Origin of the sequence: Bacillus sp. V2I10 (assembly GCF_030817055.1) — a bacterium.
Classification (GTDB): Bacteria; Bacillota; Bacilli; order Bacillales; family Bacillaceae; genus Bacillus_P.
Map to the genome: position 1 here is coordinate 3042418 of NZ_JAUSYV010000001.1, position 26866 is coordinate 3069283.

Consider the following 26866-nt stretch of genomic DNA (forward strand, 5'->3'; position numbering starts at 1 on the left):
AAAAATATTTGTATTGGATCATTGGATTTGACAGGTGCGTTCATGTTAGGTCTGTTTGGTTCAGTTCTGCCAATCCTTTTAGTAATTTGCTGCAGTCTGAAACCCCTAAAGAACTCACAGGCAGAGTATCCGCTGCAGCCATGGCTCTGCAAAAACTCGCTATGCTTTTTGCTCCAGCTGCGGGATCCATAATTTCTAATTGGATTTGCCCTGCAAGCGTGCTGGTGTTGCAGGTTCTGCACGATGTTTTAGGGGCAATTGCTGCATTTTACAAACCATCACTTTCTCCAAAGCATTCTGGCATAAGAAAATCACAGGGTCATCCCCTGTGATTTCATTTTGTTAAAGCATGTTCTACTTTAATGCAGCGGTCCATGATTACCGTGGAGCCTTTATCCTTCAATAAATGATAGGCATCCTCATTTACGAGACCTAATTGAGCCCAGAAAACGTCTGCATCAATCTCTAAAAATTCCTCTGCAACAGGGAGCAAATGCTCTGACCTGCGAAATACATTCACAATGTCAATATGACCGTCAATATCTTTTAAAGAGCCCACTGCTTTCACTCCCAGCGCTTCTTTGATTGTCGGATTCACCGGAATAATTTCATATCCTGCATCCTGCATTGCTTTACTGACCATGTAAGAAGTGCGCTCAGGCTGATCTGACAGGCCCACGACAGCGATTCGTTTGCTCTTTTTTAATATTTTTCCAATTTCTTCTCTCGATGGGATGGATATACTCATAGTTTAAAACTCCTTCTGTATGATTTTTTTTGTTTCTTTTTTATGACGTAGTCTTAAGTGCTAGTTACATGATAAAATAGTTTTATTCAAAAATAAATTAAGGAGAGCGGATCCATTGATTATTGCAGCCATTATTATTTTAGCTTATTTACTCGGTTCCATTCCTTCTGGCCTGATCGTCGGGAAAGTCGGTTACGGAATTGACATTCGTGAACATGGGAGCGGGAATCTGGGAGGAACGAATACATTCCGCACTCTTGGTGTAAAAGCAGGACTGCTTGTAACCAGTGCGGATATTCTAAAAGGAACGCTTGCAGCATCCCTCCCATTCTTTTTTGGTATAGAGAACGTGCATCCGCTGCTGATCGGAATCTTCGCTGTCATTGGCCATACGTACCCGCTGTTTGCCAATTTCAAAGGCGGAAAGGCAGTTGCTACCTCAGGCGGTATTCTCTTGTTCTCAGCACCGCTGATGTTCATAACGATGCTTGCTGTCTTCTTCCTGTTCCTATACTTATCAAAGTATGTATCACTGTCATCCATGCTCACAGGCATCTATGCAATCATTTTCAGCATTTTCATCGGTGACCCGGTTTTAATTGCAGTCGTCAGCGTTCTGTCCCTGTTTGTTATATACCGTCATCGCGCAAATATTAAACGTATCAGAGATAAAACAGAACCTAAAGTAAAATGGATTTAAAGCTGCCCGAGGGCAGCTTTTTTCATGTATTAAGACGGGCATTAATAGCATGCAGAAGACCCTTTATCCCCTGCCAGAACGGCAGCCCATAATACTCCCCTAACCTGTCCGGCTGGTTCTGACCAGGGCTCTTGCTTTTTTCTGATGTTCGGTCCGATCTAAATAAGATTTCCTTTTTTTATCCTATCGTTTATGATAATAAAAAAGATCATTAATAGGAGAATATGACATGATGAAGAAATGGATCCTCTCAGCTGCCGTTCTGCTAGCCTCGATCGGTGCAGCATTCTTTCTTTTGGCAGAGCCGCAGGAAGATACAGAATACCCTGTGAAAGCGCATTCCGGAATGAATATGACTCAGCAGCCCAAATCATTCAGATCCGCTGTTACACTCTCAGCGTTTGGAGATATATTGATCCACGGGCGCGTATATAACGATGCAAAAACAGGCAGCGGCACTTATGATTTCAAACCAATGATAAAAGATGTAAAACCTTTGATCGGCAAGAGCGACATCACATTCGCCAATCAGGAAACAATGATTGGCGGCACTGAAATTGGTTTGTCCACTTATCCTTCTTTTAACAGCCCGTTTGAGGTTGTGGATGCATTTCAGGATGCCGGTGTTGACATAGCGGGAATTGCCAACAACCACACGCTTGACCGCGGCGAGAAGGCCATATTAAACGCGACTGACCGCTATGATGAAATCGGGATGCCTTATGTTGGAAGCTACCGGAACAGCCAAGATGCAGATACACCACGGGTAATCAATAAAAATGGCGTGAAATTAGGGTTTCTGGCTTATACATACGGAACAAACGGCATTCCTGTTCCAGAGGGAAAACCTCATCTCGTTAATTTAATTGATAAACCCAAAATGATAAAAGATATTGAAGAAATGAAGAAGCTTTCAGACGCCGTCATCGTAAGCATGCACTGGGGGGTAGAATATATCCGTCTTCCAAACGAGGAACAGCAGGAGTTGGCAAAGTTTTTGGCGGATCAGGGTGTTGATTTAGTGATTGGACATCATCCCCACGTCCTTCAGCCAATGGAATGGGTAGAAGGTCAAAATGGCAAAAAAACCTTTGTCATCTACTCTTTAGGAAACTTCTTATCAGGTCAAGTTGGTGAATACAAAGAAATTGGCGGAATTTTCTCCATAAAAATAACGAAAGAACTTTCAAAAGGAACAAAAAAAATGGAGCTGACTGAGCCGGGCTTTGTTCCGACAATTGTCGTCAATCAAAACAACCGTGCATACCGCGTAAAAGAACTGAAAAATGTTGATCAGGCTCAAAATAAAGCGATACAAGAGCATATGTTCCAAAATTTAAATGAAGAAAATTAAAAGAATTTTGCCGTGTTTTGTTTTTGATTTGCCTTTTCGTGGTATCGTATGAGAGAAGGAGTGATACTCAGGATGAACATACATATTAGTGACAAAGCGGCAGAGTGGTATCAGAATGAAATGAATGTTGCAAGCGGGGATTCGTTTCGATTTTTTGTCCGATACGGAGGCAGCAGCACCATTCAAAAAGGTTTTTCATTAGGTGTAATAAAAGATCAGCCAAAGGAAGCTGGTGCAAAAACAGAAAAAAACGGCATTACCTTTTTTATTGAAGAAAGTGACATTTGGTATTTTGATCAAAACGACTTGGTGATTGACTTTGACGAAGAAAAAAAGGAACCCGTTTTTGATTATAAAAAAGCCGCAGATAACTAATCTGCGGTTTTTTAACGTAATTTGAAACGTTCAATGTGGTCAGTCAGGTTATGTGCCTCTAAGACTTTGAGCTGTACCGCTCCCATCAAGTCAAAATGCGGATAATCCTTGTTGTGATGAATCCACTCTTTCTTTAATCCAAACGTTTCTCCCCACTCGATGAGCTTGGACAAATCAGAGCACCCGGCTTTTGTAACAGCATGTGAAGCAGGAAATCTTGGGTCAGTCCAAAAATGGGTCAGAAATGCAAGCTCTCCTTTTCCTACTCGTGCTTTCCAATCCGCCAGTTCCTTGCGCTTAATTCCAAATGCCACAGACATCCCTACTTTTTCGCTTTTTCATATGCTTCATGCCATTTCGGATATTTTTTGCGGATTTGTATCGGTTTGAAATTTTCTTTTTTGACACACACATGGTTTGAAACTGCCTGAAGTGCAAGCTCTCCGTCAGGTGTGTACATTTCGTAGCCGTATGCCACTTTAAATCCATTATATTCTTCTATCCAAGTATGTACTTTAACGGTTTCACCGTATTTCATCGGTTTTTTGTACTGAACCTGGAGATCAATGACTGGAGATATAATTCCTTCTTTCTCCATATCTGCATAGGAAAAGCCCAGATCCTGAATCAGCTGTGTTCTGCCCACTTCCATCCATACTAAATAATTAGCATGATACACAACACCCATTTGATCCGTTTCTGCGTACCTTACTTCTATCTCTTTTTTTGAAACATGCATATGTGTTCCCTCTCCTTATGAAGCATCCAAATTTAGGACAACGAATAAATATTATCATACCATATGCTGTCATTTGCAACAAAAAATAAAGGATGGCCCTATACTAGAGGGTCATCCTTTATAATTTTTTTAATTATTTATAGCCATTCTCACGTGCAGATGCTTCATCTCTGATTTCAGAACGGAAAGCTTCAAGACTTTCTTCACGGCGGTGGTTTTTAGCTTCAATGCGGTCTCTTTCTTCGCCACTTGAAAACTCTGCCGTTTCCTGTGCTTTTTCTATATTTTCGATCGTGTTTTGAACCATATCCTGCAGCTTTTCAACATTATCTGAACGATCATCTGGATTTGATTTATAACCCATGTGAACACATCCTTTATTAAGTTTGATTAAAATAAGAATAAATGCAAACAGTCAATAAGTTTACATAATAATATTATGGAAACTTATTTGCACTACTCACCTTTTGTTTGCATTACCTGTGGATGTTCATTCGATTTATTTTGCATTTTTTTCCCTTTATTTCCGCCAAACCCTCTGGATTTTGTTCCAATGTGATTTGGAGTGAAATGGCTTTGTTTATCATTTGAATTTGTCATGTTCTCTCGCCTCCTCACCATTATCTTCTCCAGTAAAGGAGCAAACATGACAACCAAGTGTTGGATTTAGCTGAGCTTATCGAACAGACGCTGCTCCACTCTCTCTTCAAGCCGGTTTAAAGCCTCCTGATCCTTAAGCAGTTCCTTCTTATTTTCAAGTACTAACTCTTCAAACGTCATCTTTTTTATTTTTCTCAAGCTGGACACCTCCATAGTATTAAATTCAGTTTTGCCATAAACAAGAAAAATAGTACAAGTTTTTAGAAAAAACAAAAAAAGACTGCTTAGATTACCTAAACAGTCTTTAAAAATTAGATTTCAAGCAGTTTCTCCATCGTTTCCTGTGTCATCGCACCGCGGGAAATATTTAAGATTTTTCCTTCTTCATCGAGAAAATAAGTTGTCGGATACGAATAAACTTCGTATTGAACACTTACTCTTCCATCCTTATCCAAAGCTACAGGAAAGGTCAGTTTCCGTTTTGAAAGAAATGTTTCAACATCTTCCCTGCTTTTTTCAGCATTTGTCATGTTAACAGCAAGAACAACCAATTCATCAGGGTGCTCATTTTGCAGCTTCTGCATTTCCGGCATTTCCGCTTCGCACGGCGGACACCAAGTAGCCCAGAAATTGATCATCACTTTTTTGCCTTTTACGTCTTCTAAATTAACTTTTTCTCCGTTTAGCATCTCAAGTTCAAATTCTGGTGGCTTATTTCCTATCTCAAGGCCTTCTTTTGGTTCCTTAGGCAGGATCGCAAACCAGACTGCATAGCCCGCCAAAAACACAAGCAGACAAATGGCAAGTATTCGTTTCAATTTCATTTCCCCCTTGCTGCATATCCCTTATATCTCATTTATATGTAAGGAAGATGGTATTAGGACAACCACCTATTTACGTTCTATTTTATTAAATCATCTCTTATTAAAAAGGACAATAAAACCCCGCAAAAAAAGGACGGAAACTCCGTCCTTTTCACAATTTAGCCTTTTATTTTTTCGCGTAAGACCATTTGAAGGATGCCGCCATGGCGGTAGTAGTCGACTTCAACATCACTGTCAAAGCGTACAAGCACTTCAAATTCTTTTACATTGCCTTCTTCATCAGTTGCTCTTACTTTCACATGGTCGCGAGGTTTAACCGTTTCATCAATCAGGACCTCAATTGTTTCTTTACCTGTTAATCCAAGAACCTCAGCACTTTCACCTTGCTTGAACTGCAAAGGAAGAACGCCCATGAACACAAGGTTGCTTCTGTGAATACGCTCAAAGCTCTCAGCAATAACTGTTTTAATGCCCAAAAGGTTTGTGCCTTTTGCAGCCCAGTCACGTGAGCTTCCCATACCATAGTCTTTGCCAGCAAGAACGACAAGACCAGTTCCGTCTTGTTTATACTTCATGCAAGCGTCATAGATGGAAGTCACTTCTCCTGTTGGCCAATATGTTGTATAGCCGCCTTCTGTTCCAGGTGCTACTTGGTTTTTAATACGGATATTTGCAAATGTTCCGCGCATCATAACTTCATGATTTCCGCGGCGTGAACCATATGAGTTAAATTCTCTCGGACTGACGCCTTTTTCCTGAAGGTAACGTCCTGCAGGAGTATCTTTACCAATTGAACCGGCTGGCGAAATATGGTCTGTTGTAACAGAATCTCCGAATTTTGCAACGACGCGCAAATTCGTAAGCGGCTCAACAAGACCTGGCTCTGGATTTAAGTTTTCAAAGAATGGAGGGTTTTGAATATAAGTGGAATCCTGATCCCACTGATACAATGCCTCATCTGTTGTCTGTATTGCATTCCAGCGCTCGTTATCATCAAATACTCTGCCATATTCCTGGCGGAAGAGCTCAGGTGTTACTGTTTGTTTTACGATCTCATTGATTTCGTCCATTGATGGCCAGATATCGTTAAAGAATACATCATTGCCATCCTTATCTTTACCTAATGAGTCATTTTTAAGATCAATATTCACTGTACCAGCTAAAGCATAGGCTACAACCAGCGGCGGTGAAGCCAGATAGTTTCCTTTTACTAGCGGATGAATTCTTCCTTCAAAGTTGCGGTTACCTGAAAGAACAGATGTAACAAGCAAGTCGTTTTCAGCAACTGCTTTTTCAATCTCTTCAGCTAGGGGACCGGAGTTCCCGATGCAAGTTGTACACCCATAACCGACTACATTGAAGCCTAGTTGGTTCATATAAGGAAGCAATCCTGAGTTCTCAAGGTAGCCTGTTACAACTTTTGAACCTGGAGCTAAAGAAGTTTTAACATATGCAGGAACTTTCATGCCTTTTTCGATTGCTTTTTTAGCTACTAAACCCGCTCCAACCAATACATACGGGTTAGAAGTGTTTGTGCAGCTTGTAATCGCGGCAATGGCAATAGCTCCTGTTTTCATTTTTGTTTCTTCACCGTTTGCAAGAATAACGCTGATTTCTTTATTTGCTTCTGCTGCTTCTAAACCAAAGCCCTGGTTGCCGCTTGGAGCAGCAAGAGCTGTCTGGAAAGATTTCTGCATAGCTGATAGAGGAATTAAGTCCTGAGGACGCTTAGGCCCTGAAAGATTTGCTTCAATCTCAGCAAGATCAATTTCAACAACAGATGTGTATACCGGCTCATCATCTGGTGAGAAGAATAGTTCGTTGGCTTTGCAGTATGCTTCAACAACATCTACAAGCTTCTGGTCACGGCCAGTTAACTTCATGTACTCCAATGCCTCATCGTCTACCGGAAAGAATCCGCAAGTTGCGCCGTATTCTGGTGCCATGTTGGCAATTGTTGCACGGTCTGCAAGCGGCAGCTGCGGTACACCAGGTCCGAAGAATTCAACAAACTTGCCTACAACGCCTTTTTGACGAAGAACTTGTGTTACTTTAAGGGCAAGGTCTGTTGCCGTTGTGCCGTTTGGCATTTGGCCTGTCAATTTCACTCCGATTACTTCAGGAACCGGGAAATATGATGGCTGTCCAAGCATTCCAGCTTCAGCCTCAATACCGCCCACACCCCATCCTAATACGCCGATGCCATTGATCATCGTTGTATGTGATGTGAATCCGTTCCTACAAGTGAATCTGGGTATGTTTCAAATGTTCCGTCCGCGCCTTCTACTGCATGAACAACGTTTGCTAAGTACTCTAGGTTTACCTGGTGAACGATTCCAGTTGCAGGAGGTACTGCGCGATAATTATTAAACGCTTTCTTTGCCCAGCTCAAAAATTTATAGCGCTCAGCGTTACGTTCGAACTCAAGTTCCATATTGAATTGAAGGGAATCCATTGTTCCTGCTTTATCAACCTGTACAGAGTGGTCGATTACCAAGTCCACTGTAATTTCAGGATTAATGACATCAGGATTACCGCCGATGTCTGCCATTGCTTTACGGAGTGAAGCAAGGTCTACTACAGCCGGAACGCCTGTGAAATCCTGCAAAATAACACGTGATGGCTTAAATGGCACATCAAGTTCTTTTTGCTCTGCCGTTCCCCATTTTGCTAAATTTTCGACATGCTCTTTTGTGATGACTCTTCCATCTACTTGTCTCAGAACTGATTCAAGCAGAACTTTAATTGAGTAAGGCAATTTTGAAACATTGCCGACTCCTGCATCTTCTAATGCTTTTAATGAATAATAGTTGTATGTTTTTCCGCCTACTGTAAAACTTTTACGCGCTTGGAAAACATCGTGATGTGATAATTGCTGTTGTTTCGTCATATGTTTTCTCCCCTTTTAAATCAAAATCGAAGTGTGTCGAAACCTCGGTCTCTCCCACCAAATTATTCGCACAATTTCATCTTAATACATGTTTTAACATAAGTAAATAACAATGCTGTTATCAAACTACATAAGTAGTTCTTATAGTTGTAAACTTCAGTACTTTTTTAATATATAGAATTGTAAACGCGCACATCATTTTCTTTTAGAAACACACACTATATCCACGGGGGTGAAAGAGAATGGCAAAACGCAAAGCAAACCATGTCATAGAAGGCATGAACGCTGCATCAGCACAAGGAAAAGGGACAGGATATAATGAGGAATTTTCGAATGAGCCTCTAACTGCAGCCCAAAAGCAGAATAATAAAAAACGCAAAAAAAATCAGTAATCGAAAAACGACGGAATTCCCGTCGTTTTTTAACTTATTGATCCTCAATATTAACCTCTGCAACAATTCTTGAGAGATCTTTTCTGTATTGCTCTAATGTTGCACGCTGTGTTTCTGAGGCCACTTCAAGTGCATTGTTAATTTGTTCATATGCTTCATTCACTTCTTCTTTTAAGTGGCTTAGCTGAATGCCGTAATCTGAGCTGTCAGCGGAAAGCTGCTGGTACATATTTTCCGCCTGTGCGGTTCCTTGCTGGGCAGCCTGAAAAGCCTGTTGTTTGTCCTTATGGTATGGCATATAATTCCCTCCAGTAGTGGTGCTGATATGTAGCTTATTGTGGGATATAAATGGTCATATTATACAGGCTTTAATTTGTATGATTGCATCTTAAAAGTTTCATCCTAATTAGAAAGGATGGTGAAAAAACATGACCAATAAAAATGACAGTAAAGATATGCGAAAGAATGCACCTAAAGGCAATAATCCGGGTCAGCCTGAACCTTTAAGCGGATCTAAAAAAGTGAAGAACCGCAATCATACCCGCCAAAAACATAACTCTCACCACGACATGTAATCAATAATATGAACGGCTCTGCTTCAGGCATCCGTTCATCTATTTTTTATTTTTTTGGCTAAGCATTATCGTTCCTGATAGTTAATAAAATATTATATACAGATTACATCCCCTCAAAGCTCAATTATCTTGTGCATAATCATCCGCCAGAAAAAGTATGACCCTTTCATTATTATTACTCTTCTATATTTCATTTACTTTCATTCACGTAATGTCTATGAACTGAATATGATTTAAGTAGTATGGTTTTTGGAGGTCAATTTTAGATGGATAAAAAAAAACGTTCAAAGCCATCTGATCTAAGCTGTATTGAAGACTGGATGAATCAATTTTTCACAGATCCATTCTCAGCTCTGCTTGATTACCATTCTTTCCGTGTGGATTTATTTGAAACAAGTGATGAATATATTGTAGAAGCAGAATTCACAAATATAAATCCAGAAGATATAAAAATAGTAACCAATCAAGAAACGTTAATCATCTCGGCCCATCCTTCTCTATCTGCAAATGAAGATAAAGATCAGCTGGAAAGATCCATTCTTCTTCCTTTTTCGCTTGAGAAAAAAATGATAGAAGCCTTTTTTTCAAATGATATTCTGGAAGTGAAAATATGCAAAGAAGGCAGCTGTGCCCGCAACGGATGTCACATTCCTGTCCAATTTACAAATTAAAGCAAGATTTTGTCTTGCTTTCAGGCTGTCGACAAAGTCGGCAGCTATTTTCCTTATCTAGATGAGGTTCAAGATATAGTATGATTTTTTTGAATAGATATCAATATATGCAAAATTCAAGAAACAAAAACCCCTTTTTATTCAATAATTTCTCTGGAAAAGGGGTTTGTCTACACTCTGAAAGCAAGATTTTGTCTTGCTTTTTGTTTTGGCTAAATTTCTTTATAGCTATGTTGACCAAAATCAGGAGCAAGCCTTTTTCTGTCTGTTTAGGTAATGGTTTAGACAAGTCCTTACCATCTGGCATATAAGTATTGAGAAGGAGCGTGGAAGGATTGGGTGTATTTATTAAAAATCTCGTCATTCATGAAATTACAGGCGGCGTAGTGAATTTTGGGAATTCCATTCATACAGGGTCAAATGAAACAAGTAAGACGGTTCAGGATTCAGAGCAGGAAACGAGCGAAACGGCACCTGAAAAGATGCCGCCATTAAGAGTCCGATTCTTTTTTTAAGCCAGTTTTTTTCGGATGGTGGGTTTGAACATTTATTTCAATTTTATTAATCACCTTGTTGCCGCAGCGTTTGCATAATTGGTCTTGGTTTAAAAGCAGCATACAATTTGTACAATAATACTTATCCATGTCTTAGCCTCCTGTAAATCAATATATGATGGGGAGACTTGAAAGTTTCTTATTAATGACTGTACTTGTTCTGAAAAACCCCTTTTAATCATATTTTCTCCTAACTATATAAAAAGGGGTTTTCTTATGGCTTATTACGGTTCAAAAGGATGGTATGTTAAAAAACTGAGAGAAATGGGGATCACTAAACACCCAATTGAAAGACGGAATTTGAAATTATACAAAACCTTTGTTATCCGCAACCTGTATTTCCGATTAACTCAAGAAATGGATGAAACTTCCTGAGATAGGGAAGTTTTTTTGTGAGTATATAGAACTATAAAACGAATAACTTTTAAAAAAAATTACATTAATAAGGAAAATAATTCTTTTTTATAGTCGTTTTTAATCATATAATGAATATGAAACTGCTGAATGAGGAGGTGCGTTTATGACGTTACTGTATGAAATTCTGTATCTTCCCACAAATTCCGGAACAATCCGTATTGACCTCTCTTACAAACGCTCTTTTTATATTGCACATGCAGAGCTGCTGGGACACCTCTCATCAGGCAAAGACCGAAATAAGCGCAAAGCGATAAAAAAATCCTTGCTGGAGCTCTCAAAACAGGTCCAGTCCGGATAAGACAACTTTTCAACCCCTATTTCGTGGTGTATAATAGAGGCAGATTGCAGGCTGGATCGGGGGTTTGAAAGATGTTAGACGGCTGGTTCCTATGGTTTATTCTTTTCTGGGTCGTTTTTTTGGCAGGAATGCTAGGAATAGGCGGATTTTTTATGTTCCGCAAATTTTTAAAGCGTTTACCAAAAGAGGATGGAAAATCGGACCTGGATTGGGAAGATTATTACATACAGCAAACAAGGCACCTATGGGATTCAAGGCAGAAAGAGCTTTTAGAAGACCTTGTAGAACCTGTGCCTGAATTATTCAGAGATGTCGCAAGAGCTAAAATTGCAGGCAAAATCGGGGAAATTGCATTAAAAGAAAATGCAGACCGAATCACTCAGGACTTGGTGATTCGCGGTTATATTACAGCTACTCCTAAACGAGATCATAAATTCCTATTAAAAAGACTTAAGGAAAAAGATATCGATCATACACCATACAGAGCTTTATTCTAAGGAAAGCACATGCGCCTTGTTAAGCGCAGGCATGACAGTGCCGTTCTGACCGATGAGTTAAGCGCTGAAACTAGACCACAATGCGCAAAATTTTATCCTTCTCTATCATTTAAAAACCCACCAGATCTCCTGGTGGGTTTTTCATGTAGCCTGAATATTTGGCGGATTGAGCTGATTTTCGAGTTTCCGATAGGAAAGATACATGGCAATTCGCCATGGGACAATCATTCCAAACGCAAGGATCCAGAACATTCCGCTTAGTTCACCTACGTCTATCGTATTGCTCAAGTAAAATTTTAAAACGATTCGGATAATCAGCAGTCCGATTAATATAAACGCAAAAGCCTTTGACCTTTTCAAGTAAATCTTGTCTTCTTTCACTTCAAATGTTGAAGTTTTAATTAAAAAGATAGAGAAAATACATCCAATCGTGATCGCTTCCATAAATTCAAACGGAGTCACCCGGAACATAGGATGCAAAAACATCAATGCACCAGTGCTCATAAAGATTGGCGGCAAGATAATCTTTCTGGCACTAGCAGGCTTTTTAGAAGCTCTCATGCGTATCATCATGACACCTAATGCCATCACGATTGCAATAATTGTTGAGAAAATGACCAATATGATCAATCCTTTTCACGGAGTTACTTATATTATAATATACTTTAGTCATAAATAAAAAACCATCTTGTCAAATATCCGATGGTTCTTTGATATTAACGGAGATGGAGAGTTTATCCCAAAACACGATTTATGGCGTCGTACACTCTTGTTTCATCAAAAGGCTTTATGATAAAGTCCTTCGCTCCGGCTTCAATAGCTTCAACGACCATTTTCTGCTGCCCCATCGCTGAACACATAATAATCTTTGATTGAGGAAATTCTTTTTTAATTTCTTTTAATACCTCGATGCCGTTCATCTCCGGCATTGTGAAATCCATTGTAACCAGGTCTGGCTGCAATGTTTGATAAAGGCGAATGGCTTCTGCTCCATTTTCAGCTTCTCCTGCAATTTCATGTCCATTGCTTGTAAGTATTTTAGATAATGTTACCCTCATAAACTTGGCATCATCCACGATCAGTACTTTAGCCATGCAAGCTCCTCCTCACAGTCTTACCGAAAGCAAATTCTACTATTCTATGAGTTATTATAACAAAAAAAGGAGCAAGAGGTAGTAAAATCGACCTAAAAATAAAATTTATTAGGTCTAAAATCCTGTAAACCCTCCAAACAATCTGCTGAATAAGATAATGATCTGTGTCATCCAGTCGAAAAAGAGCATGATTCCAATAAGAATCATCAGCCAGCCGCCAATCTTCATGATTTTCAAATTATGTTTTCGGATCCATCCCAGCCTGCCAATAAAGAAAGCCATTACAAGAAATGGAATAGCAAAACCAAGTATGTAGGCTATCATATAGATCATTGCAGAACCAGGGTTGCTGAGCGTCAAAGCGAAAACAGCTGTTAAGATTGGTCCTGTACACGGCGTCCAGCCAGCGGCAAATGCAAGTCCTATTAAAACAGAACCTAGATACCCAGACGGTCTGTTTTTTAATTCAAAGCGGTGTTCCTTCATTAAGAACTTCGGCTTGAAAACACCCACGATCACAAGTCCAAAGAAGATAATAAGAATAGCTCCCACTTGCCTGATCAATTCAGAATATCCAAAAAAGAACTCACCAATAAAAGAACTCCCAAAACCGAGCGCGATAAAAATAATCGAGAATCCAAGTAAAAAGAACAGTGTGTGAAGAAGACTCCTCTTTTGAAGCATAGCATTTTCCGTTTTAATCTCTCCGACCGATACACCAGTTATGTATGATAAAAAGGCTGGATATAAAGGCAGGCAGCAAGGGGAGACAAAAGATAAAAAACCAGCTCCAAAGGCTATAAATAGATTCAAATCTGTCATTTGTGCTGTCCTCCTCTCTTAGTTGAGTCACATTACATTTTAGCAAATACATCCAGAGAATTATATGTTTCACTATGTGACATTTTTATGTCAATTCCTTAAAAACTATGCAAAGGGATTTCTTCATAGAGCCGTTACCTTTATAATAGTCATATATTAATTGAAAATATCCTTATTTTCCCTTCGAATTATTTTCCAAATTAGGATATAATAGAAATTATTAGCAAGAGGATCGGATAGAACTTACAAACAGAAAGGACAAGTTTTCGTGTCTAAACAAGAATTATTGAAACTTATTGAAAAAAAACGAGCGGAAATGATCGATATTGCAACGAAAAATGGAATTAACTCAAACGTGTCCATTCAATACAGTCAGGAACTCGATCACTTGCTGAATGAATACAATCGTTATAGCTACAGTTCAATGAAACGAATGACTTATTCTTAAATACCATACAAAAAAGCACGCTTCTGAGCGTGCTTTTTATCATATAAAAATCCCGCAGAATTCTTATTTTGCTTGATTGTTCATCATTTTCATCATTTGATTGATTTTCTTTTGGGATGGTTTCATTCCCATTTGCATCAAACCCTTATATATCAAGGGTTTTTCCTTCTTTACCGACCGCTTATTCTGTTAAGAAAAATATACCCCATTTCTAAGGAAATGTCTACTTTTTTAATGAAATGAGGTATATTATCGCTTAATCTATTATAAAATTACTCTTCATTTTCATAAACTGCCTCTACCCCATCTAATAATTCCCAATTATGTAATTTCAATGATGCAACTGTACCTTCATTAAGCATTACTGTAAGATAACCTTGAGCAATTGCTAACTCATGTAGATTAAATAATGCTTTCTCTCTTGCTGTATTTTCATTAGGTGCATATATCTTTGTCTGTTGCTTCAGTTTGCGCTTGCAAAGTATTTAATGATTTCTGTAAATCATCTGATAAATAAACCAAAGCTCCTACATCAGTTACAGCTGCACCTAGCCCGGCAACTAAAGCTCCACCCATGATTCCTCCAAGGGTAGTGACTAACCCACCCAACGCACTCAATCTTCCACCTAATCGCTTCGCATTTATGATCGTTTCGTCCTTGTCATTGTCAACAAAGATTGACCCAAATGATACAGAGCTTTCCATAGTTCCCAAGCAGAGCTATCTTTTTCCTGATCAAAACCATGACTCAAAAAGTCCATGGTGACAGAAAGAGGCAAATCCATAATTGCTGTCAAGTCGTATGTCTTTGATAGTAATTCAACTAATCTTGGACACTTGACGTAACAGCAGATTTGAAAAAACTGACGGTTGCCTCATCTGAGAACAAACCTTTTACGAAATCAACTAAATCTACGTTTTCTGCTTCTTGTGTGCTACATTTCTGATACTCAGCTACAAAGTTATAAACTTCTTGTTCAGCTTTATATGCTTTTCTAACAAATTGCATAATTAGGTCAGCTCCAACTTCTTCTTGTGAAAGATGCTCAAATTCACCTTGTTCGTTTTTGATCTTCGTTTTAATTTTCAGATCCAACTTATCGATAATTGCTGATAATTTAATACCTTGTTTTAATGTGATCATTATGTATATTCCTCCGATATATTATAATTTGGTGCTCATTTACATTTGAGCATAGAAAAAGAGCCCTTTTACAGGCTCTCTAGCTCAACTTCTTCAAATGACAAGTTTGTATGGAACATTCTGATCCAGAAAAGCACATTTATTTTTACAAACAACATGTAAAGTATGAAATGCAACTTGTTCAACTTTATTGGAAATTACAAGGATCGATGTAATCACTTTCCTAGAGAGAATTATCCAGTTTGAAGGTTCGAAATCACAATCCATTGTCATAGGAGCCAATTGGCTCCTTCCTATTGTGAATTCCCTTTGGGTGAAGTAATTTTATAATTCATCCTGATTCTTAACCACAATTTCATTTGGATCTATTTCTTTATTCTTCTTTTTATTCCTAGTTCTTTTAACAAAATTGATTATGAAGATTACCACTCCAATTAATATGAGAATAAACAACATTATCGGCCCTACTCCTACTTCTAATCCCATCAATCCCACACCAATCTTTAATGTAGAAATTATTTTGTGCACTTCCATTTATTTTCTTTCTGTCTTGTGGAGGTATATAAATAAATTCGTTATCCCTTTTGAAATTAATAATATTATTATATAACCTAGAAATAAGTAGAGATAATTTGCACCATTTTTCAAATGCATAAGATGGTATGCGCCAAGCAATGGCTTAAACATAAATGATAAAAAAGCAATTAACAATAAAGAATATAAATAAAAATTCTTATTCTTATTTAATGTCCATTGATATAACAATATAAATAAGACGGGAACCAATGAGGTGTCTATCCCAACATGAATAGGCAAAAATGGAATAGTTTTATATGGATATTCAAAAAAATTATATCTTGTCACTATTGCATCAATATATGCCATCCAAACATGAATATTGAATCCAAAGAAACCCAATAAAAATATCTTCTTTCGATCAATAAAAAAATAAAGGACAATTAATGGAATAATGATAAAACTAACATTTATCCAAAATTGCCATGTATCAAATGATGAGTAATCAACCCAATAATCAATCCATTGATTTGATACTTTTTCTTGAGTCTCCTTTAAATCATTAAGTCGATTACTTTGATCTTCTGGAAGATAAATCTTCATACTCTCACCTCTGCATAACGAATTACTACTTGTTCATCAAGTAATTTTATTATGCACGCTACTATGAAAAAAATCCCAATTTTTACAACCGTTGATAAATAAATATTTCTATCTTCAGAATGACAACCAACATTTAATTATTAAAGAGTATTCACAAATTTATCAACTTCCTTACAAATTGATAGTTAAACTCTAGAATTCCTATTGCTGAACATGTAAGGGTATTATTCAATTGTTGACTTGGACTTCTTGTTCTAAATACTCTCTATAGATGAATTTTATCGCTTCTACAATTTGTTCAGTCTGCTACTTTATTTCGGTTATCGAAGTGACACATACACCATGACTCATTCACCTTGGATTAAATGTTCTCGAGAGGTTTGTTACCTCATGAGCAACTCTTATACCAGATTGAATCGCTCCCTCAACCCAAGAAGGTGCAGTCGATGTATGTTCACCTGCAAAATGTACTCTGCCTTCAGGAGTTGGGATAAATGGGATAAGTCGGTTTCCTGTCCCGGTTTAAACATGGAGAAAGCGCCACCTGAAAATTGGTATTGAGACCAACTATGGGAAGCCCCAGTTAAAAAAAGATCGTATATTTGTTTACCATGTACTGTGGCCATGTTATCTAATGCATTTCGTATGCGATCCCCTTCAGGCAAATTATCCCATGGGAGTGTATCATCTTCTCATGTATAACTTGCCAATATAATCCCCGATCCTGTTGAACCAATTAGATGGCTAGGATAGTAAGCAAATCTGATTGGTAGATCTGTCATCATTTTCCCCCGCGGATACCTTCTACTTCCCAAAAATTTCTGTAATCCCTCTCTTCTCCTTAAGATACATCACCAAATGTCTATACTCCTGGCGCTTATTAATCATTGTCTTCTTTGTATAACCTCTCGCTAAACAATGGTACAAATATTCATTAACTAGATCTTCAATTTCCATTAAAAAAACCGCCTTCCTGTTAATTTCTCAACAGAAAAAGCGGTTTTGAATTGGTAAAATGAAAGATTAAGCATTTTTTGAAGAAAATATGATGAAGGATTAACTCAAAGGGTTTATGTATGAAGTGATTTCCGTGGAAAACTTGCCTAAAACCCGTTGGAACCCTTGATGTATAAGCTTTTTTTATTTTGCTTGATTGTTCATCATTTTCATCATTTGATTGATTTTCTTTTGAGATGGTTTCATTCCCATTTGCATCATCATCATTTTTAACATTTGCTCGTTAATTGGCGGATTTTTCTTCAAGTAACTCATCATATACTGGCGAGCAATGAAAAATCCTAGTGCTACTCCAGCAAGTAATGCCAGAACGCCTACTAGAATGACTACCCACAGATCCATCGTATTTCCTCCTTCATGTTGTCTATTTTACAGTGTACTAAACCATAGGATATTATACAACAAATACTCCGTAATTTCTGCCTTTTTAGACAAATTTTCTTTCTTTTATCGGTTTTAGCCAGCCGTATCGTTTTGCTTCAAAATCCATAGCTAAAAAACAGGAGTCAATTTTTCTCAGTATTTCAAAAAAGATCGCTTCCATATCAAAACTTCCAATAGAAGTGACTTCTATATATTGATCCCTTACTTGCAGCATAGCACTCCCCTGCTTCGATTCGCTGACGATTCGGTGATAACCTTCAGTATGAACATAATTGTATTGGTTCATTAAACTTGATTCAATCATATTATCCATTGAATCAGCTGAAATTGATTTAGTTACATATCTGATTTGTTTGTATAAGTGATGAAATTCCTTCTGCTCAGGGCTTGTCCGGAGATATTCCTGAAAAAGATGGAACAGTTTCGCTTCTCGGCCAAAAAAGTGGTTCGCAAATTCCTCTTCTATTAAATAGACATAATAGTGCCTCATTCTTCCACCCCTCCGAAATAACTGTTATCGTTAATTATAATAGAATAGAGTATTAGAAATTTGTCTAAATAACAGAGAAATGCATCACTTTTTTTGTCGAAAAAGAGAGAACGATCAAAATCGTTCTCTCTCAGAGGTGATTATTGTTCAAGCAGCGCTTTTACTCTTGCCATTACGTTTTCAACAGTAAAGCCATACTCTTTCATAATTTTATTTCCAGGTGCAGATGCGCCGAACTGGTTAATCGCAAGAACATCGCCCTCATCTCCAGTATAGCGTTCCCAGCCCAGTGGAGCTGCCATTTCAATCGCAAGACGTTTTTTAACAGCCTTAGGAAGAACGGATTCACGGTACTCTTTTGATTGACTTTCAAATCGGTTCCATGATGGCATGCTGACAACAGCAACATCTATACCTTCTTTAAGCAGGGCATCCTGAGCTTCAACCGCAAGGCCAACTTCAGAACCTGTAGCTAATAACAAGGCATCTGCTGTTTCTTTTTTGCTTGCTGAAATCGTGTAAGCTCCCTTAGAAACGCCATCATAAGCTGTTTCAGAAGTACCTTTAATTGTTTTTAAGTTTTGTCTTGTCAGTACAAGTGCAGTTGGTGACGTTTCTGACTCTAATGCAATGCGCCATGCTGCAGCAGTCTCATTACCATCTGCCGGGCGGATTACTGATAAATTAGGCATTGCACGCAGAGATGGAAGCTGTTCAATCGGCTCATGGGTTGGTCCATCTTCCCCAACAGCAATGCTGTCATGTGTAAATACATACGTTACAGGAAGTCCCATAAGTGCAGCTAAACGGATTGCCGGACGAAGGTAATCTGAGAATACAAAGAATGTTCCTCCATATACTCGCAGGCCGCCATGCAAAGCCATCCCATTTAATGCAGCACCCATTGCAAATTCACGTACACCAAACCAAATATTACGGCCGCTGTAATCTTCTGCTGTGAAATCAGCAGCTCCTTTAATGGATGTATTGTTAGAACCCGCTAAATCAGCTGATCCTCCAAAGATATAAGGAATATTTTTTGCCAGTACATTTAATACCTCACCTGAGGATGCACGTGATGCAAGAGCTTTTCCCTCTTCATACACCGGTACTGCCTCGTCCCAGTTTTCAAGCAATTCGCCATTGATTCCGGCGTTCAGCTGTTTTGCAAGCTCTGGATATTCTTTTTTATAGCTTTCGAAAAGATCATTCCATTCCTGCTCTTTCTTAGATCCGAATTGTTCAGCAGATTCCTTGAAATGAGCATAAACTTCTTCTGGAACATAAAAGTCTTCTTCAAATGTCCAAGCATAAGCTTCTTTTGTCAATTTAATTTCGTCAATCCCAAGCGGCTTGCCATGTACGTCAGACTTTCCGGACATATTTGGAGATCCGTAGCCGATTGTTGTTTTCACTTCAATTAACGTTGGATGAGTTTCATCTTGTTTAGCGGCTTCGATTGCTTTAGAAATCTCTTCTAAATTATTGCCGTCTTCAACACGGATGACCTGCCATCCGATAGATTTGAAACGATCTTCAACATTTTCAGAGAATGATCGATCTAAGTCGCCATCAAGAGAAATATCATTTGAATCATATAATACGACTAATTTGCCAAGCTTCAGGTGACCTGCAAGAGAAGCTGCTTCAGAAGAGATACCCTCCATTAAGTCTCCATCTCCGCAAATAGCGTATGTGTAATGGTCTACTACAGGATATGATTCTTTATTGTATGTATGTGCAAGATGGCGCTCTGCCATGGCCATTCCTACAGCCATGCCGATTCCCTGGCCTAATGGACCTGTCGTTGCATCAACACCAGCTGTGTGATGGAATTCAGGGTGGCCTGGAGTTTTACTTCCCCACTGTCTGAAAGATTTAAGATCTTCCATAGATAGATCATAGCCTGACAAATGAAGCAGACTATACAGCAGCATAGATCCATGACCAGCTGATAAAACAAAACGGTCACGGTTAAACCATTCCGGGTTTTTAGGATTATGATTCATATATTGTGTCCAAAGCGCGTAGGCCATTGGAGCTGCCCCCATAGGCATTCCAGGATGTCCTGAATTTGCTTTCTCGATTGCATCGATCGATAATGTTCGAATCGTAGCAATAGATAAGTCTTGAATTGAATGTGACATAATTTGATCATCCTTTCAGAAATAACATTCTACTTTCTTATCATAGCGGTACACACTTTATGATACAACCATTAATCATGAAATGTAATAGTCCATTAAGATGTGTAAGAAACTATTCTAATGTATTATGTGCAAATTGAAAAGGAATACATCACAAATTGACGTATTCCTCTTATTAATGAAGGTTTCGCTTCTTCTCATCTTTTAGTTTTTGAGGTGTTACATCCGTACCGTTTGGGTCGAGGATCGTAACGCCTTTTAATGTATTTTTCATAGAACCGCGAAACACATGCAGGTATTCCTGTCTCAGGCTCTGCTGTTCTGCTAGTTCTTCAGGTGACAAAGCGCTTGATTTAGCCTTTTTTGAAAGCTCATTGATTCTAGCCATTTTTTCTTTTGAAAGCATGATGGTAACTCCTTTTTGTAGATTTCACTATGCTATCGTACTAAAAATGACTGTAAAAGACAACTTATTGGTCTCCTGATTGTTTTATATATTCCTGATATCTTCTATGTACCGTTGCCTTTGAAACATCATGTCCAAAACCTCTTAAAGTAGCAGCAATTTCTGCAAAGGTCAGTTTGTTTTGTTTTAAGCGGACAATTTCTGATACAGGAAGCTCTTTCTTGTCCTTTCCGGGGCTCCCATGAATATTAGACAGGTTATTTTGAGGCTTAAACCCATTTTTGACCGCACGCTGCATGCCTCTTTTGATTTTCAGATTGTGAATTTTTCTCTGATATTCTTCAACAATGCTGACGATTTCAAGTACCATGGAATCAGCTTCTGAGAGCAGAAGCCTGCCGTTATGCGTGACGGAATAAAGTGTTAATCCCTCTTTAAGCAGAAAATGAATGACTGCAATTCTGGCGTTTCCCCTCCCAAGCCTTGTTTCATCCTGGATCAGGATTGCATCCACCTGCTGATTTTTGATGCAGTCAAACAGTTCAAATATTCCGTCTCTCTCTATATCGTAGCCGCTGGCCTGCTCTTCAATCACTTTTACAATATTCATGCTGTGCTGCTCAGAAAGATTTATAAGCTCTTCCTTCTGTCTTAAAAGAGATGTTTCCTGTTCTTCTTTCACTGTGCTGACTCTGCAATAGATGATGGCGTTCAGTGTTCTCACTTCCCTATTTCTTGCTGGCTATTTGATTGACCTCATAATAGGCTGTTTTCTCTATTGGTATAAAGACTTGTTCACCAGGTTTAATGACTGCTGTCTCCATGCCGTTTTTTTCCTGTACCCACTCGACAAAATCTGTCTTAGAAAGATTGTGATGATCTTTAAATTGGTCAGCAATGCTCCAGATGCTGTCCCCTTCAGTAACTTCTATATTTACGTAGTGATCCATTCTGTCTTTTTCACCAGTATAAGACAAAGCAAAGACAGCGACAATAACGACGATAAAAAATGAGAGTAAATAAGAAAATGATTCTTTCAACATAATCCCCACCTCGAAATAGAATGTTTGTTCGTACTTTTGATATTTTCAGTATAATGAGAACAAACGTTTCTGTCAACGGATTTCTCGAACTTATGTTTGTATGCACAAGAAAAACATGCTATAATCAACATAAATTACAGGACGCGAGGTGCAAAAGATGACAAAATTATCAAAAAGACAGCAGGATATCTTAAACTTCATCAAATTAGAAGTTCAAAAAAAAGGTTATCCGCCTTCTGTTCGCGAAATTGGCGAAGCTGTCGGCCTTGCTTCTAGTTCAACTGTACACGGCCATCTGGCCAGACTAGAGAGCAAGGGACTAATCAGACGCGATCCAACTAAGCCCAGAGCCATTGAAATTTTAGAAGAAGAGACTTCACATATTCCAAGATCAAATGTTATTAATGTTCCGATTATCGGTAAGGTTACAGCGGGATCTCCCATAACAGCCATCGAAAATGTTGAGGAATATTTTCCGCTTCCTGATACGTTTGCAGCAGCAGATGATCAAGTATTCATGCTCGAAATTATGGGAGACAGTATGATAGAAGCAGGAATTCTGGACGGGGATATGGTTATCGTTAAACAGCAGAAGACGGCAAATAATGGAGATATCGTAGTAGCCATGACAGAAGATGATGAAGCAACAGTAAAACGTTTCTTTAAAGAAAAAGACTTCATTCGCCTTCAGCCTGAAAATTCAACTATGGATCCTATTATTCTGCGAAATGTTACGATTTTAGGGAAAGTCATTGGGGTTTACCGGAATATTCATTAAAGATCTTTGCTGCTAAGCAAAGATCTTTATTTTTTGGTTTTATACGCTCCAGCAAAGGGAATATAATAGTTGATAAAACTTAGAAGAGGTAACCTATGAATCCCAAAATTAACTATGATGAAATAACCATTCTGCGAACCAATTGCCAATTCATATTTCCCTTTTCTTGGGCTCATGACGGCATTAAGGAGTTAACTGAGAAGCTCTTAGCCAACGGGTTTGAATTTTTTTCAATTGAAAATGTTAATCAGCAAAATATATATTACGGGGAGAGCATTGATATCCCGCATAAATGTTTAAATCATTATTTTATGCCCTACATAGAACAAATCTTATTCCCTGACAAATATAAAGAAAAAGCCATAAACCGTTATTCAAAGCCTTTAAATTTGACTTGCAGACTTGAGACTGTGCACAATTCATTTTCTATGAAAGTTCATTCAATTGATATCTACCTTTGTCCTTTCTCTATCGGCATGGTAACGATTCGAACAGACCCTTTTAATACCAATGGAGATATCTCTTTAAGTGATGCACTGGATTTTATGGATCATTTTCGCGTTCTAGAGCCCTCAATTACAGAAGAAAAAGGTACTGTTCTCTATAATGGAGAAAAGCGTTTTGACAAGACACAGGATTTTATCTTCCAGGACCTTTGCCCTTTCATCGTCCCCTTCATAGAAAAAAGCGAGAATGATCAATCAGCTTATCTGGGCAGCCTCCCTTATTTTATTGATGAAAGGATGTTCGTATCCAGTTTTTTAACGGCTGCTCCAGATGATCAAATAACAAATAACGATTTATTCAGAATCGGACATATGAATGGATATAAAGAAAAAAAACAGCCATACACCTCTGCAAGCAATCAAAAGTATATCGAAAAATACGTAAATGATCATGTTTATGACAGATGGTCCCCGGATAGTTTTCATATTATCAGCGACCATACATTTACTTGCATCAGCAGAGACACCAAAAATGAAAAACTCATTGCTGAAGAAATGTATGGCCAGCTTTATTACAACTTGATTCTGCACTTATTTTATAAAATTGTCCTTTTAAAGCTTTCATACAGCTATTCACAGCTCTATATTGACCAAAAACAAGAAAAAATGGACAAACTGATTCGATCGATCGCCAATTTTACCGCCAAATATATTTTTTCTGAAATCAGCAGCCGGACTGAAGGACAAGAGCTTTCTGTTATGATGAAAGATCGCTTTAAAATTGAAACTCTTTACAAAGAGGTAATAAACACGATGGACAGTCTTTATCAAAATCAGGAAAAACTTGCAAGCAAACGTCATAATTCTCTTTTGCTGATCTTAACGACTTATACCGTTATCTCCGGTATTTACGGAATGAATCTGGTGATTGAAGACTGGCGGGGGAAAATTGAGTGGAGCAAGCTTGCCGGTTATTCTGTTTTTGAATATATATCGCTCGTTGTCGCTTTATCAGGTATTGCTGTGGGAAGTGTGCTTGCGGGGATAGCAATTATGAGACTGCTTAAAGACTACTTTGATAAGGGAAAATCTGAAAACCTCGACTGAGTAATGCCGAGGCTTTTTTTCTATATTACTTAATAAAAGCCCCCTCCTTCACCTTCTAGTATTAATTGATCGATTGAAAATAAATTTTTTAGCTTTTCTACTACGTTAAATGGATAGAACAGCAAAATATTTGTTAAAAAAAGACGGTATGAATTGGAATTTCATACCGTCAGTAAATTAAAACTGGGGAGTATTAATGTTTTAAGTTCTTTTTGCGCAGTTTGAGAGAGATATAACGATTATATAATAGTAGAAACACGAATGGATTAAGTATGAAAGACATTGTTAAACTCACTAGTGTTCCTAAAGCAACTTTATATGTAGAAATTAGAAAAAACCGTTCAAACACATAGAATAGTTATTGCACGGTTTGAATGTCTAAACCTTCTTTTTACCTGTATGAACTTACTCATCTTTAAACTTCTAACCTTCTATTAAAACAAGCATCTTGTTGATTTACACACTGGCCCGAACAAAATGTAACGACTTTATTTGTAATTAAACATCTTTATTGTCAGTCAACAGTACTTCATGGCACGCAATTTTTAAACGCTTTTTTATTTTATAAACAACTTTTTTTACTCAACAGTGTTTCCACAAATCAAATGATTCGTTCTAAAGATTTCATAGTTTCCTACTTAAAAGATATTTAACGTCGTTAATTATAGATGCACTTAAAAATTATTTCATAGTGCAAAAAATATAAATAAAAGACACCGCTTCTTTAATAAGCAGTGTCTCTCTTTAATAAAAGGAAAATCATGCAGCTTGTCTTCTGGCAAAACGTGAACGGACTCCAAAGTAAGCCGCTGTAATGAATAAATAAATTAAGATTGTGATAGTCGTTACAATAATAGAAGTAGTCGCAATTACACCAATCAATATAGCAAGCAGCGCCAATAGAGCTATCCAAGTCGTGTAAGGAAAAAAGCGAACATTATAGCTGACTTGCTGTGTCTGATTTGTGCGAGATTTCAAATGCGCCATCGCAATAATAATCCAAATACATAAAACTGTATATCCAAGAGAACCCATTAAATAATTAAAAGTCTTGCTCCCAGCAAATAGAGAAATAAGCACCCCTACATACAGCGAAGATGAACAAGCCAGTATCGAATAAACAGGCACCTGCCTTTTAGACAATTTTGCGAATAGTTTTGGAATACGTCCATCCACCGCTTGTGTATATAGTACACGCGACGATGCATATAGTCCGGAATTCATAGAAGAAATAATAGCTAACAATATAATGGCGTTCATAATGTGATCCGCATATGGAATTCCTATCATTTTAAACACCGTCACAAACGGGCTCTCCGGAACGCCATTCACTTGATTCCAGGGGATCAGGCTCACAATAACGAAAAACGGTAAAATATAAAAAGAAATAATCCGTGTCAATGTGCCTCTTACAGCTTTCGGTATAACCTTTTCTGGATTTTTTACCTCTGCCAAAGTAACGCCTATCATTTCAGTACCGCCGTATGAATAAATAACCACCAGCATAGCCATAATCAATCCATGTATACCATTAGGGAAAAATCCGCCATGCTTTGTAAGATGAGAAAATCCTGTTGCAGCATGGTCTTGAAACGGTACTAATAAAATGATTAAGCCAAATATGATAAATAATACAATTGCACTGATTTTTAACAGGGCAAGCCAATACTCTGTTTCTGCAAATAGCTTTACTGAAAATAAGTTTACAAGGGTAACAATGGCAGAAACAATTAAAGCCAGTATCCAAACCGGAATGTCCGGAAGCCAGTACTGCAAAAAAATAGCGGCTACCACTGATTCTGCTGCTATATTTAACACCCACATTTTCCAATATATCCAGTCAAGAAAGTGCGCAGCATAACCACCTAAAAGCGGCTGAATTAAATCACGAAATGTTCTAGCCTCTTTGTTTCTTACTGCCATTTCAGCAAGGCCCTGCATAATTAAAAGCAATATAATTCCTCCAACCATATACGCAATAATTACTGCCGGGCCTGCCATATCGATGGCTGTGCTGCTTCCTTTAAATAACCCTGCACCTATAGCTCCTCCCAGCGCCATCATCATAATATGGCGTGATGTCATAGTTCGTTTTAAGCTCTCTTGTTTGTTACTCATACTTTTAATCTCCTAATCTTTGTTGTAAGTATACAAAAAAGCCCATCGTCTCTTAAAAGAGACGATGGGCTTTAGGCCAACCGCGGTACCACTCTTATTGACTCCTTTTCTTACAGAGTCCAGCTTAGCGCACAGTATAAAATGCTAAACCTTGTAACGTAGATTAATCGTTAGAACCAAAAATAAACATATCGTAATCGGCTCTACCACTCCTAGGCGAGTTCAAAGTGCCATGTGACTGCGTTCCACCACCCCGCAGCTCTCTGCTCATCATGAACATTCTTCTACTACTCCTAATCATAGTGTTCGTTATTTTTATCATGTAATGTATGTGCACAAATAATATATTGCTATACTATACAAGCTGACAACCTCATTGTCAATGAAAATATCGATTTTTCTAAAACCTTACTGATGTCCTTTGATCCTTTACGCTTTTCACCCTTCTTACCCACTTTTGTTTCTTAAATTCTCACCTATTTTCGGTAAATGAAGGAACTATTCTTTAAACACGGGGCAGCACGCAATTTTGTGCGCTAAGCAAATTTCAACACAATTCGCACTTGTTTTGCTTGGGCTTGTCTGGAACTTCGGTTTATATCGGAATATATAGATTAACTATAGTGAATAATTCTTCTCCTTATTAGCTACATTATCTATAGCAGACTG

37 protein-coding genes, 3 pseudogenes and 1 other annotated feature are annotated in these 26866 nt (G+C 38.1%); of the genes and pseudogenes, 14 read left to right on the forward strand and 26 right to left on the reverse strand.

From position 1 onward, the window contains the following. Nucleotides 1–8 precede the first annotated feature (8 nt). Entirely contained in the window at nt 9–332 is a 324-nt protein-coding gene (locus QFZ72_RS15305) for a hypothetical protein (RefSeq protein ID WP_307434797.1), read from the forward strand. A 2-nt stretch (nt 333–334) separates the two neighbouring features. Here QFZ72_RS15305 and QFZ72_RS15310 read toward each other — a convergent pair whose 3' ends face one another. Further along, nucleotides 335–748, reverse strand: coding sequence for a CoA-binding protein (locus QFZ72_RS15310; protein ID WP_373464584.1), 414 nt, complete (start codon nt 746–748; stop codon nt 335–337). A gap of 115 nt (nt 749–863) precedes the next feature. Between QFZ72_RS15310 and plsY the strand changes: the two genes are divergently transcribed. The 3 genes from plsY (at nt 864) to QFZ72_RS15325 (ending at nt 3177) form a co-directional block, all read left to right on the forward strand. After that, entirely contained in the window at nt 864–1448 is a 585-nt protein-coding gene (plsY, locus tag QFZ72_RS15315) for a glycerol-3-phosphate 1-O-acyltransferase PlsY (RefSeq protein ID WP_307434800.1), read from the forward strand. 229 nt (nt 1449–1677) lie between these two features. Beyond that, entirely contained in the window at nt 1678–2802 is a 1125-nt protein-coding gene (locus QFZ72_RS15320) for a CapA family protein (RefSeq protein WP_307434803.1), read from the forward strand. Nucleotides 2803–2874: 72 nt separating this feature from the next. After that, nucleotides 2875–3177, forward strand: a complete 303-nt coding sequence (locus tag QFZ72_RS15325; RefSeq protein ID WP_307434806.1) for a HesB/YadR/YfhF family protein — start codon at nt 2875–2877, stop codon at nt 3175–3177. A gap of 11 nt (nt 3178–3188) precedes the next feature. Here QFZ72_RS15325 and QFZ72_RS15330 read toward each other — a convergent pair whose 3' ends face one another. The 7 genes and pseudogenes from QFZ72_RS15330 to acnA all read right to left on the reverse strand — a co-directional run bounded on the left by QFZ72_RS15330 (nt 3189) and on the right by acnA (nt 8230). Continuing rightward, complete coding sequence (locus QFZ72_RS15330; protein ID WP_307434809.1) at nt 3189–3491, reverse strand: hypothetical protein; 303 nt, start codon at nt 3489–3491, stop codon at nt 3189–3191. A gap of 8 nt (nt 3492–3499) precedes the next feature. Then, a complete protein-coding gene (locus QFZ72_RS15335; RefSeq protein WP_307434811.1) occupies nt 3500–3916 on the reverse strand; it encodes an acyl-CoA thioesterase in 417 nt (138 codons plus the stop codon). A gap of 133 nt (nt 3917–4049) precedes the next feature. Continuing rightward, entirely contained in the window at nt 4050–4280 is a 231-nt protein-coding gene (gene tlp, locus QFZ72_RS15340; RefSeq protein ID WP_307434813.1) for a small acid-soluble spore protein Tlp, read from the reverse strand. Between the two features lie 92 nt (nt 4281–4372). Beyond that, nucleotides 4373–4516, reverse strand: a complete 144-nt coding sequence (locus QFZ72_RS15345; protein WP_223442901.1) for an acid-soluble spore protein N — start codon at nt 4514–4516, stop codon at nt 4373–4375. A gap of 66 nt (nt 4517–4582) precedes the next feature. Further along, nucleotides 4583–4714: an FbpB family small basic protein gene (locus QFZ72_RS15350; RefSeq protein WP_252205454.1), complete on the reverse strand. Its 132-nt coding sequence runs from the start codon at nt 4712–4714 to the stop codon at nt 4583–4585. 113 nt (nt 4715–4827) lie between these two features. Then, complete coding sequence (locus QFZ72_RS15355) at nt 4828–5340, reverse strand: TlpA family protein disulfide reductase (protein ID WP_307434817.1); 513 nt, start codon at nt 5338–5340, stop codon at nt 4828–4830. A 158-nt stretch (nt 5341–5498) separates the two neighbouring features. After that, nucleotides 5499–8230, reverse strand: a pseudogene (gene acnA, locus QFZ72_RS15360) (aconitate hydratase AcnA). A 242-nt stretch (nt 8231–8472) separates the two neighbouring features. Here acnA and sspO point away from each other — a divergent pair. Continuing rightward, nucleotides 8473–8622 (forward strand): small acid-soluble spore protein O, encoded by a 150-nt coding sequence (gene sspO, locus QFZ72_RS15365; protein WP_070877357.1) that lies wholly within the window; start codon nt 8473–8475, stop codon nt 8620–8622. A 34-nt stretch (nt 8623–8656) separates the two neighbouring features. Here the strand turns inward: sspO and QFZ72_RS15370 are convergent, their stop codons facing one another. Beyond that, entirely contained in the window at nt 8657–8920 is a 264-nt protein-coding gene (locus QFZ72_RS15370; RefSeq protein ID WP_307434820.1) for a hypothetical protein, read from the reverse strand. 130 nt (nt 8921–9050) lie between these two features. Between QFZ72_RS15370 and QFZ72_RS15375 the strand changes: the two genes are divergently transcribed. The 3 genes from QFZ72_RS15375 (at nt 9051) to QFZ72_RS15385 (ending at nt 10383) form a co-directional block, all read left to right on the forward strand. Further along, complete coding sequence (locus QFZ72_RS15375; protein ID WP_252205450.1) at nt 9051–9197, forward strand: small acid-soluble spore protein P; 147 nt, start codon at nt 9051–9053, stop codon at nt 9195–9197. Between the two features lie 266 nt (nt 9198–9463). Further along, nucleotides 9464–9868 carry an Hsp20/alpha crystallin family protein gene (locus QFZ72_RS15380; RefSeq protein WP_223442885.1) on the forward strand — a complete coding sequence of 135 codons (405 nt, stop codon included), beginning with the start codon at nt 9464–9466 and terminating at the stop codon, nt 9866–9868. Nucleotides 9869–10203: 335 nt separating this feature from the next. Beyond that, the gene (locus QFZ72_RS15385) at nt 10204–10383 is read left to right on the forward strand and encodes a hypothetical protein (RefSeq protein ID WP_307434824.1); all 180 of its coding nucleotides are present in this window, start codon (nt 10204–10206) and stop codon (nt 10381–10383) included. On the opposite strand, the gene QFZ72_RS15390 is transcribed toward QFZ72_RS15385, so the two are convergent. Next, entirely contained in the window at nt 10360–10512 is a 153-nt protein-coding gene (locus QFZ72_RS15390; protein ID WP_307434827.1) for a hypothetical protein, read from the reverse strand. The genes QFZ72_RS15385 and QFZ72_RS15390 overlap by 24 nt on opposite strands. 174 nt (nt 10513–10686) lie before the next feature. Here QFZ72_RS15390 and QFZ72_RS15395 point away from each other — a divergent pair, with 174 nt between their 5' ends. From QFZ72_RS15395 to QFZ72_RS15405, 3 genes are all read left to right on the forward strand, one after another. Next, nucleotides 10687–10797 carry a DUF2639 domain-containing protein gene (locus tag QFZ72_RS15395; RefSeq protein ID WP_373464697.1) on the forward strand — a complete coding sequence of 37 codons (111 nt, stop codon included), beginning with the start codon at nt 10687–10689 and terminating at the stop codon, nt 10795–10797. 145 nt (nt 10798–10942) lie between these two features. Then, a complete protein-coding gene (locus tag QFZ72_RS15400) occupies nt 10943–11137 on the forward strand; it encodes a hypothetical protein (RefSeq protein ID WP_307434832.1) in 195 nt (64 codons plus the stop codon). 71 nt (nt 11138–11208) lie between these two features. Further along, complete coding sequence (locus tag QFZ72_RS15405) at nt 11209–11634, forward strand: DUF2621 domain-containing protein (protein WP_307434835.1); 426 nt, start codon at nt 11209–11211, stop codon at nt 11632–11634. Nucleotides 11635–11775: 141 nt separating this feature from the next. Here QFZ72_RS15405 and QFZ72_RS15410 read toward each other — a convergent pair whose 3' ends face one another. The 3 genes from QFZ72_RS15410 to QFZ72_RS15420 form a co-directional block, all read right to left on the reverse strand. Continuing rightward, a complete protein-coding gene (locus QFZ72_RS15410; protein ID WP_307439786.1) occupies nt 11776–12258 on the reverse strand; it encodes a CcdC family protein in 483 nt (160 codons plus the stop codon). Between the two features lie 110 nt (nt 12259–12368). After that, nucleotides 12369–12728: a response regulator gene (locus tag QFZ72_RS15415; RefSeq protein ID WP_307434838.1), complete on the reverse strand. Its 360-nt coding sequence runs from the start codon at nt 12726–12728 to the stop codon at nt 12369–12371. Nucleotides 12729–12842: 114 nt separating this feature from the next. Then, nucleotides 12843–13550, reverse strand: a complete 708-nt coding sequence (locus QFZ72_RS15420) for a cytochrome c biogenesis CcdA family protein (RefSeq protein ID WP_307434841.1) — start codon at nt 13548–13550, stop codon at nt 12843–12845. 268 nt (nt 13551–13818) lie between these two features. Between QFZ72_RS15420 and QFZ72_RS15425 the strand changes: the two genes are divergently transcribed. Next, on the forward strand, nt 13819–13998 hold the full coding sequence (locus QFZ72_RS15425) for an aspartyl-phosphate phosphatase Spo0E family protein (protein WP_133310952.1): 180 nt from the start codon (nt 13819–13821) through the stop codon (nt 13996–13998). A gap of 63 nt (nt 13999–14061) precedes the next feature. Here the strand turns inward: QFZ72_RS15425 and QFZ72_RS15430 are convergent. From QFZ72_RS15430 to yneA, 12 genes and pseudogenes are all read right to left on the reverse strand, one after another. Then, nucleotides 14062–14139: pseudogene (locus QFZ72_RS15430) on the reverse strand (YneF family protein); the annotation flags it as partial. A 294-nt stretch (nt 14140–14433) separates the two neighbouring features. Next, nucleotides 14434–14574: a hypothetical protein gene (locus QFZ72_RS15435; RefSeq protein WP_307434847.1), complete on the reverse strand. Its 141-nt coding sequence runs from the start codon at nt 14572–14574 to the stop codon at nt 14434–14436. A gap of 247 nt (nt 14575–14821) precedes the next feature. Next, nucleotides 14822–15142, reverse strand: a complete 321-nt coding sequence (locus QFZ72_RS15440; protein WP_307434849.1) for a hypothetical protein — start codon at nt 15140–15142, stop codon at nt 14822–14824. 324 nt (nt 15143–15466) lie between these two features. Next, on the reverse strand, nt 15467–15676 hold the full coding sequence (locus QFZ72_RS15445) for a hypothetical protein (RefSeq protein WP_307434852.1): 210 nt from the start codon (nt 15674–15676) through the stop codon (nt 15467–15469). Further along, nucleotides 15677–16261: a CBO0543 family protein gene (locus tag QFZ72_RS15450; RefSeq protein WP_307434854.1), complete on the reverse strand. Its 585-nt coding sequence runs from the start codon at nt 16259–16261 to the stop codon at nt 15677–15679. 351 nt (nt 16262–16612) lie between these two features. Then, nucleotides 16613–16926: pseudogene (locus QFZ72_RS29500) on the reverse strand (flavin monoamine oxidase family protein). Nucleotides 16927–17401: 475 nt separating this feature from the next. Then, the gene (locus QFZ72_RS15460) at nt 17402–17620 is read right to left on the reverse strand and encodes a YneF family protein (protein WP_029281123.1); all 219 of its coding nucleotides are present in this window, start codon (nt 17618–17620) and stop codon (nt 17402–17404) included. Nucleotides 17621–17705: 85 nt separating this feature from the next. After that, a complete protein-coding gene (gene sirA / locus QFZ72_RS15465) occupies nt 17706–18152 on the reverse strand; it encodes a sporulation inhibitor of replication protein SirA (protein WP_307434858.1) in 447 nt (148 codons plus the stop codon). A gap of 140 nt (nt 18153–18292) precedes the next feature. Beyond that, nucleotides 18293–20299 carry a transketolase gene (tkt, locus tag QFZ72_RS15470; protein ID WP_307434860.1) on the reverse strand — a complete coding sequence of 669 codons (2007 nt, stop codon included), beginning with the start codon at nt 20297–20299 and terminating at the stop codon, nt 18293–18295. A 175-nt stretch (nt 20300–20474) separates the two neighbouring features. Further along, entirely contained in the window at nt 20475–20705 is a 231-nt protein-coding gene (locus QFZ72_RS15475) for a DUF896 domain-containing protein (RefSeq protein WP_307434862.1), read from the reverse strand. Nucleotides 20706–20769: 64 nt separating this feature from the next. Next, on the reverse strand, nt 20770–21420 hold the full coding sequence (locus QFZ72_RS15480; protein ID WP_307439789.1) for a YneB family resolvase-like protein: 651 nt from the start codon (nt 21418–21420) through the stop codon (nt 20770–20772). Nucleotides 21421–21433: 13 nt separating this feature from the next. Next, nucleotides 21434–21745, reverse strand: a complete 312-nt coding sequence (gene yneA / locus QFZ72_RS15485) for a cell division suppressor protein YneA (protein WP_307434864.1) — start codon at nt 21743–21745, stop codon at nt 21434–21436. A gap of 160 nt (nt 21746–21905) precedes the next feature. Here yneA and lexA point away from each other — a divergent pair, with 160 nt between their 5' ends. Together lexA and QFZ72_RS15495 are read left to right on the forward strand one after the other, a co-directional pair. Then, the gene (gene lexA, locus QFZ72_RS15490) at nt 21906–22526 is read left to right on the forward strand and encodes a transcriptional repressor LexA (protein ID WP_307434868.1); all 621 of its coding nucleotides are present in this window, start codon (nt 21906–21908) and stop codon (nt 22524–22526) included. A gap of 95 nt (nt 22527–22621) precedes the next feature. Continuing rightward, the gene (locus QFZ72_RS15495; protein WP_307434871.1) at nt 22622–24079 is read left to right on the forward strand and encodes a magnesium transporter CorA family protein; all 1458 of its coding nucleotides are present in this window, start codon (nt 22622–22624) and stop codon (nt 24077–24079) included. Nucleotides 24080–24838: 759 nt separating this feature from the next. On the opposite strand, the gene QFZ72_RS15500 is transcribed toward QFZ72_RS15495, so the two are convergent. Then, complete coding sequence (locus QFZ72_RS15500) at nt 24839–26197, reverse strand: amino acid permease (RefSeq protein WP_307434874.1); 1359 nt, start codon at nt 26195–26197, stop codon at nt 24839–24841. Nucleotides 26198–26251: 54 nt separating this feature from the next. Next, nucleotides 26252–26507, reverse strand: a binding site (T-box leader). Between the last annotated feature and the right edge of the window lie 359 nt (nt 26508–26866).